The organism is Vibrio sp. HS-50-1 (assembly GCF_024747315.1).
Taxonomy (GTDB): Bacteria; Pseudomonadota; Gammaproteobacteria; order Enterobacterales; family Vibrionaceae; genus Vibrio; species Vibrio diabolicus.
Window position 1 is genome coordinate 532799 of record NZ_JAMPZF010000024.1, and the last position, 15921, is coordinate 548719.

Annotated in this window: 13 protein-coding genes; 11 read left to right on the forward strand and 2 right to left on the reverse strand. The window is 40.0% G+C overall.

Going from position 1 to position 15921, the window contains the following annotated elements; all coding sequences use genetic code 11:
* The first annotated feature begins 205 nt into the window (after positions 1–205).
* The 11 genes from NDJ01_RS12045 to NDJ01_RS12095 all read left to right on the forward strand — a co-directional run bounded on the left by NDJ01_RS12045 (position 206) and on the right by NDJ01_RS12095 (position 14586).
* Positions 206–3331 (forward strand): FhaB protein, encoded by a 3126-nt coding sequence (locus NDJ01_RS12045; protein WP_258586746.1) that lies wholly within the window; start codon positions 206–208, stop codon positions 3329–3331.
* Between the two features lie 187 nt (positions 3332–3518).
* On the forward strand, positions 3519–6746 hold the full coding sequence (locus NDJ01_RS12050; RefSeq protein WP_238966571.1) for an FhaB protein: 3228 nt from the start codon (positions 3519–3521) through the stop codon (positions 6744–6746).
* 12 nt (positions 6747–6758) lie between these two features.
* Positions 6759–10880, forward strand: a complete 4122-nt coding sequence (locus NDJ01_RS12055) for a DUF637 domain-containing protein (protein ID WP_238966570.1) — start codon at positions 6759–6761, stop codon at positions 10878–10880.
* Positions 10868–11725, forward strand: coding sequence for an immunity 49 family protein (locus NDJ01_RS12060; RefSeq protein ID WP_238966569.1), 858 nt, complete (start codon positions 10868–10870; stop codon positions 11723–11725). Before NDJ01_RS12055 ends, NDJ01_RS12060 begins: the two co-directional genes overlap by 13 nt.
* Before the next feature lie 151 nt (positions 11726–11876).
* Positions 11877–12197, forward strand: a complete 321-nt coding sequence (locus NDJ01_RS12065; RefSeq protein ID WP_053350433.1) for a hypothetical protein — start codon at positions 11877–11879, stop codon at positions 12195–12197.
* A gap of 144 nt (positions 12198–12341) precedes the next feature.
* Entirely contained in the window at positions 12342–12671 is a 330-nt protein-coding gene (locus NDJ01_RS12070) for a hypothetical protein (protein WP_238966568.1), read from the forward strand.
* A gap of 35 nt (positions 12672–12706) precedes the next feature.
* Positions 12707–13030: a hypothetical protein gene (locus NDJ01_RS12075; RefSeq protein ID WP_031854116.1), complete on the forward strand. Its 324-nt coding sequence runs from the start codon at positions 12707–12709 to the stop codon at positions 13028–13030.
* 12 nt (positions 13031–13042) lie between these two features.
* Positions 13043–13381: a hypothetical protein gene (locus NDJ01_RS12080; RefSeq protein ID WP_053350431.1), complete on the forward strand. Its 339-nt coding sequence runs from the start codon at positions 13043–13045 to the stop codon at positions 13379–13381.
* Between the two features lie 13 nt (positions 13382–13394).
* Positions 13395–13736 carry a hypothetical protein gene (locus NDJ01_RS12085; protein ID WP_031854115.1) on the forward strand — a complete coding sequence of 114 codons (342 nt, stop codon included), beginning with the start codon at positions 13395–13397 and terminating at the stop codon, positions 13734–13736.
* Positions 13737–13750: 14 nt separating this feature from the next.
* Positions 13751–14098, forward strand: a complete 348-nt coding sequence (locus NDJ01_RS12090; RefSeq protein ID WP_053350430.1) for a hypothetical protein — start codon at positions 13751–13753, stop codon at positions 14096–14098.
* A 167-nt stretch (positions 14099–14265) separates the two neighbouring features.
* Positions 14266–14586, forward strand: coding sequence for a hypothetical protein (locus tag NDJ01_RS12095; RefSeq protein WP_258586747.1), 321 nt, complete (start codon positions 14266–14268; stop codon positions 14584–14586).
* Between the two features lie 172 nt (positions 14587–14758).
* Here NDJ01_RS12095 and NDJ01_RS12100 read toward each other — a convergent pair whose 3' ends face one another.
* Both NDJ01_RS12100 and NDJ01_RS12105 read right to left on the reverse strand, forming a co-directional pair.
* Positions 14759–15151, reverse strand: a complete 393-nt coding sequence (locus tag NDJ01_RS12100; RefSeq protein ID WP_012841914.1) for a SulA-like leucine-rich domain-containing protein — start codon at positions 15149–15151, stop codon at positions 14759–14761.
* Positions 15152–15564: 413 nt separating this feature from the next.
* Positions 15565–15747 (reverse strand): hypothetical protein, encoded by a 183-nt coding sequence (locus NDJ01_RS12105; protein ID WP_005377960.1) that lies wholly within the window; start codon positions 15745–15747, stop codon positions 15565–15567.
* Positions 15748–15921 lie beyond the last annotated feature (174 nt).

Sequence of the window (15921 nt, forward strand, 5' to 3'; positions counted from 1 at the left end):
AGAAACTCTTAACATCAGAAAGTGAAAGTAGGGCGATCTTCTAAGAACTTCTTCTCTTATATGTCTAGCAAGTCGGACTAAACCCAGATAAATCTGCTTTCTTATGAAGAGCATTGAATCAACAAGTGAATCGTTACCTTTGGCGTTTTATTGTAATTGATAAGTGTTACAACAACTATTATACGTGACATAAAATAGGCTTAATATGGAAACGAAGTCGGTTCGCAAATCCGTAAAAATTGCAGTTTTCTCGCTCCTTTCAGCGAGTTTATTAACAAGCCATGTGTTGGCATCAAGTTATGGTCTGTCAAGCAGGACTGATACTCAGGTGCGTCAGAGCTCCTCAAGCAACTTTGATGTTCTGGTACCTGCGAAAGCGAAAAATGGCATTTCCTACAATGTATTCAGTAAGTTTGAGTTAAGTGGCAAGCCTCTTACTGTTGTTAATACCGATGATACATCCGGTGGAGTGCGCGGTACGGGCAAAGCGGATTTAATTGTTATTGAGTCCAACAATATCTCCTTAAAAGATCAGTTCTCTATTCTTGGCTCTCCGGTAGACATTCTATTTATTACACGAAGCGCAAGTGGCAAATTAACTTGTGAACAGTGTAGTTTTGATAATGTTGGTCGCGTGACAATGGCAGCCGCGGCGCCAAGTTACTCATCGAGCGCAAAAACTGTGAATAGCATTGGTGATTTAACCACGGTCAGAGGTGGAAAAGTCACGGTGAAGGGCTTGGTGTCACCGGGTCTTCAATCCTTGGAATTGATTGCAGATACCATTGATACCTCTGGCACCATTGATACTAACCTACGTGCGGAAAATCACCCTGAGTCAGGCATGATAATTGTCGATAGGGGGAGTAAAGTAGTAGGCGCAGGTGGTATCAACATGTTTACTGGCCGCCTTAAAGTCAGCTACGAAGATTTAGCCGTGAAGTCCGCAACATTGAGCTCTGCTTGGTCGACGATTAAAGGTAAATTCCGAGCAGCGACTATTGCGATTGCTAGCCCGAACAATATTGCGATAGATGCAGACATGAGCACCATGTCTGATGCACTAAGTACCAGTCAACATAACGGTAAACTTTATGCTCCGACTGAAGGTGTTTTTGTTCAGAGTTTGGGCAAATATAAGAGTAAGGAGTATCAGAATATTCATGTAAAAGCCACTGCTAAATTGTCGTCAGATAATCACCTTTCGTTAAAAAGCTTGAGCAATATACACATACTAAAGCAGGGCAATAAGCAAGCAAAAGTGATTGGTGGTGATATGACTTTGATTGCTCGTCATGATGTGCATCAACAGGGTTATGTTGCTGCGGATGAAGTAAAAATATCTGCAAACCAGTTTATCAACACTGGCGTGGTGGAATCAGCCAATATTGACGTACAGACAGAAAAGTCCATTTACAACAGCTTTGGCGGCAAAGTGTTGGGTAAGAACGTGACACTTTACTCAAAGTCTGGAGCCGTAATTAATGGTTCTCGTACAGATAAAGCAGTATACCTTGACAGCGCCTTGAGCATTGGTGGCGAAGGTTACGATATTGACAAGCAGTTTGGTATATGGCAGTCGTTAGACGACGACCCAGATATAAAATCACAAATAAATTCAGCAAACAGCGTCAGTACTGTTTCCGCTTCAATTCTTGCAGATAATTTAGACATACAAGCGAAGATAATTGAGAACATCAATCCGTATCGCCTTAAAAAAGCCGACAGTGTCAACTGGGATGCGGGTATTCGTGTTAATGGTATTAAAGCAAACCAAGTCGCGATTGAGGCTGAGCGAAGCATAAAATTAAAAGCCAGCGAATACGTTTTGAACTCATCTGCCATTATGGGATTGAATGGTGGTGGCGAATTCTTAGTTAACTCACCGATTTTTAGCAACGAGCGTTACGAAATCAGTTTTGAGTCTTATCCTTACCGTGTTGTTGAATATAGTCAAGATGACAGCAAGAAAAACGAGATAGGTCACTACAAGTCTGGTACAGAAACGAAGATCTTAACGTACTCACCGCCGGGGCGCGTGTTTTCATTTGGTGACTTCCAATTTAGTCGTGGTGGAACAAGCGATCCGAAAAAAGTGCAAAGCAGTAAACTGTTTAATGAGATTTCTTACTTCCAAGCATTTAAAGACGTGCGTTTCTTTAATAGTACGATTAAAAGCATTGGCTTAGAAATAGGTACAGACACAGAGAACACTGACTTTGAAGGTATGACGTCATGTTTGAACTATCGACGTTGTAATAGAGAGTACGTCACAACAAGAACAGAGGCTGAAACATTGCTTGCTTTTGAGGGAAATGTGTCTGGTGTAAACGGTGAAGTTGCCACAGAATCTGATTTGGTTATCAGAAATATAAACTCAGTAGATACTGACAAGCAAATTGTCATCTCGAATATAGTTAATAATTATGTCTCTAAAAATTCGAATCGTTTAGATGAAAAGTATATATGGGGTATTGGGTTATGCAAAATATGGAACACTTGTGTTTACGAATATAGATTAGAGAAGGTAGAGGTAGTATCAGACTTCGTGAAGGGAGAGGTGTCATTATATACAGGATTTACAGCGAAGCCAGATAATTGGCCAACGGGAAAGCCTTGGTCTGATGATTATAAAGATCTAACGAGTTTTAAAATAAGCCAACCGTATAAGTTTAAAGTAAACTGGAAAGAGAAGTACGATGAAGATCAAGGAGATAAAGAACTTGATTCTACAGGCTACACCCTAAAGCAGATTGAAGAGGCAGCGAAAACTTATCTGCAAGTAACAAGTTTTAAAAAAGCTAGCACAAATAATAGATATGGAAAACTACTATATAGTTACATTGACCTTAACACTATAGATATTTTCAAAGAACGGGATTCAGACACTATAACAATAAACTATGTACAGCGTGATAAGTTTCTTGTTACTTACTACAAAAGGTTCGAATATGAAGAGAAACAGTATCTAAGAAAAAAAGTTAACTTAACACAGTTAATGAAATACTTGCCTGTTGAATATTTGAGGCCAAATTTACCTATAGAGTTAAATGGCTCAAACATGAACATTGCAATCACTAATTATTTGAAAACGATTCCTACCACTATTGATTATCCAAAAAATCCACATCGTGGATTCCGAGGGGATTTTAAGACATTCGATAGAACAACCTATCGCTCTCATAAAGTCATAGGGAATAATATAGAGATAGAATATACTAGGATAATTAAAACATATGGATGTGTAAATTATGGTGGTTGTCATTGGTTCAATAGGGCTATCTATGAAAAAACCATATTAACGAAAAGCCAGCTCAGTCATTACCTATAAAAGACGTTATATAGTCACTTCCTCCCTTTGATTGAGGGAGGAAGCTTTAAGGCTATTTATCATTTATCTCTATTGATTACTACTTATATGGGAAGTTTAATTAATAAATGACTCAGCCCTTTGGTGTTTTGGTTTAGTTGATAATGGTCACAATAATTAATCTTTGTGACGAAAAAAAAGGCTTTATATGGAAACGAAGTCGGTTCGCAAATCCGTAAAAATTGCGTTTCTCTCGCTTATTTCAGCGAGCTTATTTACAGGCCATGCGACTGCGTCGAGTTTTGGTTTTTCAAGTAGAACTGACACTCAGGTGATCCAACAATCTTCGAGCAACTTTGATATTTTAGTACCAGCAAAAGCAAAAAATGGCATTTCCTACAATGTGTTCAGTAAGTTTGAGTTAAGTGGCAAGCCTCTTACTGTTGTTAATACCGATGATACATCCGGTGGAGTGCGCGGTACGGGCAAAGCGGATTTAATTGTTATTGAGTCCAACAATATCTCCTTAAAAGAGCAGTTCTCTATTCTTGGCTCTCCGGTAGACATTCTATTTATTACACGAAGCGCAAGTGGCAAATTAACTTGTGAACAGTGTAGTTTTGATAATGTTGGTCGCGTGACAATGGCAGCCGCGGCGCCAAGTTACTCATCGAGCGCAAAAACTGTGAATGGCATTGGTGATTTAACCACGGTCAGAGATGGAAAAGTCACGGTGAAGGGCTTGGTGTCACCGGGCCTTCAATCCTTGGAATTGATTGCAGATACCATTGATACCTCTGGCACAATTGATACTAACTTACGTGCGGAAAATCATCCTGAGTCAGGCATGATAATTGTCGATAGGGGGAGTAAAGTAGTAGGCGCAGGTGGTATCAACATGTTTACTGGCCGCCTTAAAGTCAGCTACGAAGATTTAGCCGTGAAGTCCGCAACATTGAGCTCTGCTTGGTCGACGATTAAAGGTAAATTCCGAGCAGCGACTATTGCGATTGCTAGCCCGAACAATATTGTGATAGATGCAGACATGAGCACCATGTCTGATGCACTAAGTACCAGTCAACATAACGGTAAACTTTATGCGCCGACTGAAGGTGTTTTTGTTCAGAGTTTGGGCAAATATAAGAGTAAGGAATATCAGAATATTCATGTAAAAGCCACTGCTAAATTGTCGTCAGATAATCACCTTTCGTTAAAAAGCTTGAGCAATATACACATACTAAAGCAGGGTAATAAGCAAGCAAAAGTGATTGGTGGTGATATGACTTTGATTGCTCTTAATGACGTGCTTCAACAGGGTTATGTTGCTGCGGATGAGGTAAAAGTTTCCGCAAACCAGTTCATCAATAATGGCGTGGTGGAATCGGCAAACATTGATGTAGAGACGGAAAAGTCCATTTACAACAGCTTTGGCGGCAAAGTGTTGGGTAAAAACGTGACACTTTATTCAAAGTCTGGCTCGGTAATTAATGGCTCTCTCGTTGATAAAGTCGTGTACCTTGACGATGTATTAACCATTGGCGGCGAAGGTTATGAGGTCAAAAAACAGTTTGGTATTTGGCATGAGCTACAAGAAAAAATTAAGGAAGATAAAAATACAAAAACAAGGATAGCTAATGCAAATAGCGCCAGTACGGTGTCAGCTTCTATTCTTGCGGATAATTTAACCATACAAGCGAAAAGAATTGAAAACATTAATCCATATCGTCTTAAGAAAAGTAATAGCGTCAACTGGGATGCGGGTATTCGAGTCAATGGCATCAAAGCCAATCAAGTCGCGATTGAGGCGGAACGAAGCTTGAAATTAAAAGCTAGTGGATACGTTTTGAACTCATCTGCCATTATGGGGCTGAACGGTGGTGGCGAATTCTTAGTTAACTCACCAATCTTTAGTAACGAGCGATACGAAATCAGTTTTGAATCTTATCCTTACCGTGTTGTTGAATACAGTCAAGATGACAGCAAGAAAAACGAGATAGGTCACTATAAGTCTGGTACTGAAACAAAAATCTTAACTTACTCACCGCCGGGGCGTGTGTTTTCATTTGGTGACTTCCAGTTTAGTCGTGGTGGAACAAGCGATCCGAAAAAAGTGGAAAGCAGTAAGCTGTTTAACGAAGTATCTTACTTTCAAGCCTTTAAAGACGTACGTTTTTTTAATAGTACGACTAAAAGCATTGGCTTAGAGGTAGGTACTGATACAGAAAATACGGACTTTGAAGGTCTTACATCATGTTTGAACTACCGAGGTTGTAACAGAGAGTACGTCACAACAAGAACAGAGGCTGAAACATTGCTCTCTTTTGAGGGAAATGTATTTGGTGTAAATGGTGAAGTTGCTACAGAATCTGATTTGATTATCGATAATATAAACTCCTTAGACACTGATCAGCAATTTATTATTTCAAATATAGTCAAAAACTTTATAGATGAAAATGAACCAGTTTTATTTAAACATTTTGATTACAGAAATTTTCTTACAAATGCATCATCAATTTACAGCACATTTAATTACGAATATCGACTATCAAATATAGAGGTTGTTTCAGATGTTGTAAAAGGAGAGGTATTGTTATATACCGCTTACTCATCAAAGCCAAGTAATTGGCCTGAAGGTCTGCCGTGGTCTGACGATTATAAAGATCTTACGGATTGGAAATTAACTCGTCCATATAAGTTCAGTGTCAACTGGAAAGAGATCTATGATGAAACACAGAGTGAGAAAGAATTTGGTGGTACATCTTATACTCTTAACCAGTTAGAAGCTGCTGCAGAAAGATATCTAAGTTTTACTGGGATGTTCAAAACAGTAAAAGAGGCTGAAGAATATGAAAGGGAAAGGTTGAAGGTAGGATTAAATACTCCTGAAGGCTCTTACTCTTTCCGTACAAACTATCTTTGGGTGGCAATTGATACATCCGGGGATGAAACCGTAAATATTGTAAAAAATTCGAATCGAATAGAGCTAGTTTACAAAGTTCTTGCCAGCATGTACACGCGCCAAAGCGGTATGATTCCAGATGATGAAGGAGTCACTTATCAAAAAGTGCAGCTAGACCTGAGTGTATTAGAAAGATTTATTCCTCATGGTTCTCTAGGTGATGAGATAAAGAATAAAAAAGTAGTGTTGAGTGGAGCTCAACAAGTTATAGCAATAGATAACTTATTAAAAACAATAATACCAGAAGGAAGAAAGCAGTCGATATTAGCTGAATATGAAGGTAAATTTGCTCGAACTATTGTCTATGAGTCCCATAAAGTAAATGGTAATAATGTGACGATTAATTTTAAAAGAATATATCCTAAGTTGAAGTTGGGTGGAAGAGATCGTTATTCGAGAAATTCGTTGGAATATAAAAAAGTTAACGATTCGATTGTCGTAACTCAAGGGCAGCTAAGTCATTATCTTGCGGAATAAATTGGTTTTAAAATGAATAAAAATATTGAAAAAATGGCAGATCTACCACCTCCATTGTGGCAAAAGTGCACCTCGTACTTATTAAGCTTCGTTATGGTTGGTCAAATTGTTTTACCTGGAGTCGCGAGTGCGGCAGAGGTGATCAATGATGCGACTATTACCACTAATGTAAATGCGTCTCCTCAGTTTTCTCGCGTTTATAACCGAGAACGTCAGTTTGAAAAAGCGTATTATATCGCTAGCAACCAAGTAGAGACGGCTCAAGACTTAGTATCGTTTCACAAAACGCTGCTAAACGATAATAAATCGGGCTTGCCTGAGCCACTGATGATCCCGATTGCGGTAGGTGATATAACCGTTATATTCCCACATTATCCGGTTGATAAAAGAATCGGTGATAAGTTTGTACAGGCACGCTTAATTCGCATGCAAATGCAACGCGAAATTGATCGTTTAATTTTACCTAAAATGTCCATCTATCAGTCAGGCTCAAAGAACATTGATCCGAGAACAGAAAAGGAACAGATTAATTACCTTTACCAAAATGCGAAAAGTTTTGCGGCCAAGTACAGCGTAAAATATGGTGAAAAAGTAACCCGTCAGCAAGTTAACGCATTTAAGCATGATTTCGTTTGGCCAGAATTGCGCAATATTAATGGCGAACAAGTACTGGTTCCTGTGTTGCATTTAACCGATGCAACCATCGATAGTGCAAAAATTGCGGGTCACACAGTAGAAGTCTCAGGAGATTACGCCAACTTCCGTAATATCACTGTTAACTCGGGTACACTGCTCACACGACGCAATGCATTCCTAAATGCAACGGGTAATCTTTCAGTTAGCGAGCATGCAAAGATTATTGCTGACGAAGATCTAAACCTAAATGTTGGTGGCACATTGTTTAATGCGGGTACGGTAAACGCGGACACTGGCAACGCTAATATTATTACGGGGCAGTATGTTCAAAAGACGATGGTACATCGATTTGCTACAAAATATGAGCAAGGGAGTCGTCTTGGTAAAATTTCTTCAGTAAATGCAAAAAATGGCACGATATCTATTTCATCGGCTTCTGATATCGATATAGCTGGTGGCCAAGTAACGGGTAAGAATATCATCTTTAATGCTGGTAGTAATATTTTCATTACTAGCCAACAGACGACTTATGTCCGAAATGAGCAAGTTAACGGTTTTAAAGAAGATGAGTCAATTGTTGAACATTTCGGTTCTAAATTGACGGCCGAAGATAGCATTTCGTTAATGGCGTCAGGACAAGTTGTTATTAATGCATCTGAGGTGTTTGCTGACAAAGGAGTACTTTCTATTCTTGCTCAGCAAGGGGTTCATATTGCAAATGCTGATAACAAGTTTCAATCCTCTAGATACGGAAGATTTGGCAAAACCACTATTCAGGAAAGTGAATTTCAATCAATTGCTATTCGCTCCGCGCTAAGTGCTGGGCGAAATGTCATGATCTCTTCTTCTATGGGTGATATTACTCTGAAGGCGACCAAAATTGACTCTGTAGACGGAACAAGCGTTAATGCCATGTTGGGTAAAGTCCACCTATTACTTGCTAAAGAACAAGACCATTATTTCTTTAACAAGGTAAAGAAAGGCTTTTGGAAAATAAAAACTGAAACCAAACAAGATCAAGTAGAAACAGCAGTTTATAACAGTATCACTGGTGGCGTTAAGATACATGCGACACAAGGAGTTACTCTAGAATTAGGCCAAAAAGACGGTCAAACGCTGAACGATGTACTGTCAGAGCTTGGTGCAGCTGAAGATTTAAGCTGGATGGTCGACTTATACAATGACCCTCAATACAGTGAAAATATCGAATTGGTGTATCAAAGATTAGAAGAACTCCACATCCATGAAAAGACCTCTAATCTATCACCTGCGGCAATGGCTATCATTGCTATTGCAGTGTCTGTGGCAATGGGGCCTGCTGGTGCCGGTTGGATCGGAGCTGGTGGCTCAATTTCTTCTTTTGGCGGTATTAGTGCTGCGGCAATGCAAGCTGGAGCGGCAACGCTCGCTACCTCGGCAGCGACAAGCCTTGCCAATGGTGATGGCTTAGACGGCGCGATCGAGAAAATTGTGTCATCAGAAGGGCTACGATCTTTGGCTATTTCTATGGCAACTGCCGGCATCTTAAATAGTGAAGCCTTCCAAAACTCAAGCTTCTTTAATAGTGCTGACGTCGCCTCTGCCATGAATGCCAATCAAACCTCGATAAACTTAATCGAGCAAGCTCAAGATGCATTAATGCGTTCTGTCATCCGCTCAAGCGTTTCTACTTTGATTAACGGCGGAGACTTTGGCGACTTTGGTGATTCATTGAAGCAAAACATGCTTGTTGCCGCTGCTAATAGCCTTGGCGAAAGCATGGCAAAAGAGATTAAAGGATTAGCTGAGGATCATAACTGGAGTGATGCAATAAGATACATAGCGCATGCAGGTGCTGGTTGTGTTTATGGGGCAGCTTTAGCTGAGGCTCAGGGTGGCTCTGTGAATAGTCTTTCTTGTTCATCTGGTGCAGGGGGCGCGGTTGTCGGTGAAGTCATTGGTGATTTGTCTCGACAAAAAGTTGAAGAAAATGCAGCGAAGGTTGAGGAATTTTTTGACGATAAACTTAATAAGTTAAAAGAGTCAGCAATGGCAGCAAACCCAGATTTAAGTGCGGCTGACTTAGTTGAATTAGATCGTCAATTTGGAGCAGAATACGGCGGCCAAATTGAAGCTGAGCTGAATGTACTTAAAGCTGCTGGGGTCGACTTAGCAAAACTAGGCGCTGGGCTGGCTGCATTTGCCGCCGGTGGTGATGTTGATATTGCGGCTAGCGCTGGTGAAAACGCGGCTGAAAATAACGCACTGTTCTTGCTTCTTATCCCTATTCTTCTAAAGATCATTGATGCAGCTACCATTGCTTATGACTTTTACGAAGTCGGAGTTGCTTATGATGAGAAAGGTCAAGAGGCAGGTGATGCCGCGCTGGAAGCGCTGCTTAAAGGCTTTGCGATTGATGCGTCAATAGGACAGCTCGTGCCTGGTTCTCGAATGATGAGAAAGATTGCTGCTAAATTAAACAGCATGGGGTTGGGCGAATTCATGGATCGTCTAGAGCTTATGATGCTACGTCGTCATAACCAACTTGCGACTGCTGGGGGGCCAGAGAACCAAAGCATGGCGCAGATGATGCAATCTGATAACTATCAAGAAACTTTGCTACAACACCGAAGAGCAAGAAATGAGGTTATAGATCTTGATGAATATGGTCCTGATGACATAGACGCACTGAAAGCACAGTACAGTCAACACGTTCCAAATGGGAAATATAAAGATGAGGATCTTGCATACTTTATAGAGAAGAATTACGAGTTCGACACTGTATCTAAGCGATTTAGAAAGCCAACGACTAAAAAAATTGATGTTAAGGCTACACCAAAGGGTAAACCCGATAACTCTCGCGGTATACCAAAAGACTTAAACGTAGTGTTAGGCGACGGGAAAACTCGTTTAGCTGCGGTGACTCAGTCTGTAAAAATTGGCGGTGTAGAATATAAGGATCTCAATATTCAAGAGCTAACTAAATTGAGAGACGAGATTTCAGTTTCTAAAGATCTTTCTCCTGATATTATTCAAGCTAGAAAAGGAATGATAAGTGAAGCCATTGGTGAGATCGCAACAACGGTAGAAGCTCTATCGACTCTCAAAAATCCTAGAAAATTGGCGACCTCCTTACCTGGTAAACAAAAATCGGGTGAATTTGACCAACTATGGTTGAGTGAGGCTCCAGACGGCTCGCCGATTATCAGTATCTTCGACGCAAAAGGAGGAAGCTCCACGCTAGGCAGTCGATTGCACAACGGTAAGCGAGTCGAGCAAGCATCAGGAGATTATATTCAGTCTATTCACGAGAATATGGTCAAAAAGATCGCAATCGCCAAAGAACGTGGAGAGGACGTCTCGGCGTTGCAGGAAACCGTAAGGCTTATGAAAGACAATAAAGATAATATCCGTATGAAAGTCGTTCAGCAAAAGTATGTTGGTGGTTCATCGACGATCAGAGATAATTACGTGGTTAAAGAATACGAAGTGGGAGAGTTGACTTTATGGAACCAATAAAAAATCATTATTTAGATATACCTGAAGAAAGAAAATTGCGTATTTTTCATGAAGAAGATGAAAATTTTTACAGCTTCTGGGAAAGAATGCTTGATGAAAATCAATCTTTTTATAAGCACCCTCTCAAAAGAATGAAAGGCGATGCTTGGGATTCGCTTGAGGCATTCTTTACTGCTTCAAAATACGGACAACATCAGGCCTCACCAGCTTATATAAAAAGGGCGCTCGAGCTACTGAATAATGTGTACTTGCTGGCCAATCATTCAGACCAAGTGGTTGAATTCTCCGTTGGCCACCGACACTTTTCGGAAGTGGGTAACCGTTCTATTGCAGAAGGAACAATGGATGCATGGTTGGATGAAATCTGTTTAGCGATGGCCGCGAGAGATTGGCGATGCGTAGAGCTGATGACCATCATGGATGAGTCGTTAGTGCGTTTAAAAGATCCTTTCGATGTTGCGCTGGTCGAGTTCGTTAACGGTGTATTTAGCAATTCATCAGCATTACCTGAGTTATTGCAAACGGTGATGGAGAAATCCTCCCCGCAACATTTAGAATCAACCAGAGTGCCATATGTACACTCTTTGTTTATTCCTTTTGTGAACGTGTTTGTTGCCATTATCGATGGCGATGAGTCACATTATCAAGAAGCACTGAGGGATGCGTTAGAGGCGCATTACCAGTTCTATATGAATGAAGATGTTCGTTATTCGCCAAAAGGAAATGTTTCTCTGAAACTGACTGGTCTTGCTGCATTAGCATACGATAAGTATGGCTGGACGATTCCAGAAACCGCATATTTGCCGAAGTGGCTCGTGTACGGCGAGCAGGATTTGCTAGCCTGATACAAACGATGCTTATTGCTCTTCATTAATTGAAGGGCAGTAAGTAGTGCCTTATCGTTTCCTCAGTAAGAGAGTGAAACTAAAATCCATTGCTCACCCTATACAAAGAAGCTTGTAACAAGGGTGAGCAAGCATACCTGTGATTTTTAATATGAAAAAATGGCTATTAACTTCGTTATTGCTACTGTCTGGGCAAAGCTTCGCTGATTGTAGTGGTGTCCACTGTACAAATGTAAAAATTACTCGTTTAGTGATTACTGAGTCGGGTATTTCTGTTGGAACGTCTGGTGATGAGAAAAAATTAGATTGTGACGCCGGAACCTACGACTATTTAAAACTAGAGCTAGGACATAAAAACTATGATTCAATTTATAGTTTAATATTAACCTCACATACAACGGAACACCCAATTTGGCTGCGCGTCTCAGATAAAGGTTCATGCAAAATATCGTATGTAGTTTCAGATAAATAAAAACCATAAATTTTTATTGCGACGTAAAAAGTAAAAGCGTCCTTATATAGATAGCTTTTATTACAAGTCTCAAATGCGTTTAATTATACTCTAAAGAGTTGAACTCTTTGGGTGGGCTTTCTCAACCAAAAAACGAAATTTACAATGAAAAAAATATTACTATTTTCTTTTTTTATCTATAGCTCTATCGCGTACTCGGCAGGAATAGGGGAGTTTAAACTACAAGAGATCAGGGCGGAAAAAGGCTCGGTATATTTAATACCTAAAACCACCATTCAAAATCCACTTAATTGCAGTAATGGAAAGGTGGTTAAGTTGTCTCCTGATACACCTAGTTTCGAGCAAATGTATTCACAGGCCTTAACAGCGGTTGCTTCTGGAAAAAGAATCCGAGTATGGGCGACTCAGTGCAGCCCCAGCCCTTGGGGGAGTACGGTACCTAAAGCTGTTGTATTAGGTTTATTGGCTGACTGAACGTTTAAATGACTTACGGAAAAGGAATCGCAAATATGCGTAGAATTATAAGTTTTTTTGTTATTGGGGTACTGCTTTGGTCTCCAGTGTCTTTTGGCGCGTCGACCTATTTGTCAGGGAATATCAAAAATCTAACAACAACGACGCAAGGCTTATTGATTATGCTTGATACTGGCCTACCAGATAACTGCGAGGGTTCTCCGTATGGTTGGATGTTAGTTAAACAAGAATTTAGTGCAATGACATCAACCACTCTTGCTTTATGGCTTGCAGGTAAACGTAGCGTGACCGTTTATACCTCTGGTATCCAAAGTGGTTCTTCGTTTTGTGTGATTAACCAAGTTGATCCTGCGGGATAATGGGAAATACTGATGAAAAAATATTTGCTATTGATGATTACGCTTTTCTCATTCCACGCTTACGCTGAGATAAAAACAGGCCCACAAATTGAAAAGTTATACCCTGTTGCTTTTTACCATGACGCAAGGGACGGACTTTACATTGAGTTCCAGCAAGGCGCTATGCCTGGTTGTAGTCATGAAAAGGGAGGAAGACTCAGTAAATCTAACCCTAACTACAAGGAGCTTTATTCACTTTTACTTACGATGATGACTACCAAAAACTTTAAAGGGAATATCCGTTACCAAGAAACCAATCACAAAGGTTGGTGGCATTGTTCCATCGAAGGGATTTTTGCATTCCCACTTTAGCGTAGAGCCTAGTATGAAAATTTTAAATTACCTAATCATCCCTCTTTGTTTGTGCTCAAACTTTGTGTTAGCAGACGCGAAAGATATCGCACACGGGCGTCTTAAAGGCATAAAAGTGTACGACCAAGCAACTTTTAAAGCGACAAAAGTCTATTTTGACGATCAAGCGAAAATTTTTAATAGTGATTGTGACGGAGTGGCAATAATTACGCACTCAAAACACTCAGATAAAGGTTTGGAGCAAATTACTTCTCTAGCACTTTCAGCTTATATGGCTGGAAAAAAAGTGCGAGCTTTCTCTTTGAAGGGGACATGTGAACTGGACTTCTTAGCTATTCAGGAAAGCTATTTTTAAATTAAAGGAACAACATGAAAACAAAGTTCTTATTCTTATTGTGTCTTTTCTCTGCTTCCGCCATGACGGCAGAGTCAATTCATTGTGAAGGCCTTGTCAATGATGTATGGATACAGAGCGATGGTGCTCTAATCGTGAGTACTTCATGGGCGTCATCTGTTGGATTATGTAATGTTAATACATCTAGAAATGGGGTTGCTCCTGAAACGTGTAAATCTTGGGCATCAATGGCCCTGACTGCAGTGACAACACGAAAGCCTTTAATGATGCAATATTACAATCTTAAAAAGTGCAGTGATATCAAACGTTACACCGCTTCTGAAAAGCCACATTATGTCATGATCAGAGAGTCTCTTGACTAAATAAGAGATTCCAAATTAAAAGTTGGTCGACGTATTTTGGGTCTTAACTTCCAGATTACCAAGAGAGTTCAAATAAGCAAACTCCGCATTATTATTCAGGTGTGCTAAAGCATGCACCCTCTTTCTTCACTTTGAGTAAAAAGCTGGGGTATTTAAGGATTAAATAAATGAAAACACTACTCACACTATTTTTTATCGGATTAATCTCATTCAATGTCTACGCAGAGTCCCACACTGGTAAGGTAAGTAAAATAAATCTATATGGAGGCAATTGGAAAAATAGTCATGCAGGTGGCATATTATTCACATTGGAAAACATGCCAAGCAATGCTAGCTACTTTCGCATAAATAAAAGTGATATCGCATTTGATACATTTTTGTCTACTTTGTTGTCAGTAAAGCACACGAAAAGTAGTATCACAGTACATTACAATATTGATGATTCTAAATACAAATATGCGCCTGTTACAGCAATAACTTTCCAATAGTGCATACATCATCGTCAAAGGCTCTTTTTAGAGCCTTTTTATGTTTGATTTATACAAAACATAGCTCTGTTAAGGTGTGTTCACTATTCAAACGTTTTCCTTAATTTGTTAAAGCACAAAAAAAGCCCCCTTAAAAAGGAGGCGAGATGCAGGATGGATAACGTCGAACTTATTAGTGGTACTTATTAACTCTGCCTTCGACGAAAAAGACTTCACACTGATAGCGCTGCGCCATGTCGCGCAACATAGATTGATTCATAAGTGCAATTTTATTTGATGCGACAACAGCACTGGCATTACCTGATCGGATGGCTTTTATCACGATCTCGACTTCTGAAAGCTGTTGAGAGGGCTTCATTTGAATCACGTTTTTACAGCAAATATTAGAAGCAGTGAGTTGTTCAAAGTCTGGGCGAGGGCAGTCTGCTGTAAACAAAATCCATTGTTTCTGCTGCGATAAAACAGCCAGCTTAGATAGAAGCTGATCCGAAACGGCCATGGGCTGAGTTGCTTGTGCCAATACGTTGTAACGAGAGTATGTATGAGATTGACTTTGTAACTGCATCTTACTGTTCCTTTATACATGCTGTATGTGTATACAGTAGTTTGTTTTAACGACCTGATCAACCCGTTTCTCAAAAGTTATTTGCGGTTTTTTGAGAAGGAAATAAAATAATTTTATCCTAAGTGGTTGAATTTATTTGGTTGTTTTTCATTTTTGATATGTCTAACATCAATTTAAAAATGTGAGGTGAGTAGAAAGTTGGACGAGATACATACAGGGGGTCACTACTGTATATACAGGTGTTTTTTCACGGACAGTGGTTTGTATCCAGTAGGAGAGGGGCTGATAACCGATGCGACATGCTATGTAGGATAGGAGGGAATGCGAGATAGAGATTGGAAATAGGGCTTGGCCGATCAAAAAAGCGCCTTAAAAGGCGCCCTTGAAAATCAGTTCCGTTGATTCCGTCTTGCTTAGCTTGCTCGTTGCAATCGTTCGCGCATTTGCAATTCGCCTTGGTTAAATAGGCGCACGTCGATTTTTGCCATGTCGTAACAAGCTTTACATGAGTAATGGTGCTTGCCATCTAAATAATCGTGACGAGTTACAAGACTAGGTTTTTTACACCAATCACAGGTGCCTTCTTCAGTGAACATTGATTTTCTCCCCACCTAGATTAATTTGAGTCGTTAGGTGTTATTTTGCGCTGAGCATTATGGCATAAAAGCGAGACTTAAGTTAAATGTCTGTTAATTTGTTTGAGAGGGAGATCGATTGCGGCGCTTGATTATATAGGTCTAAAAGCATGCTAGCCAAAGTATCTTGACCGA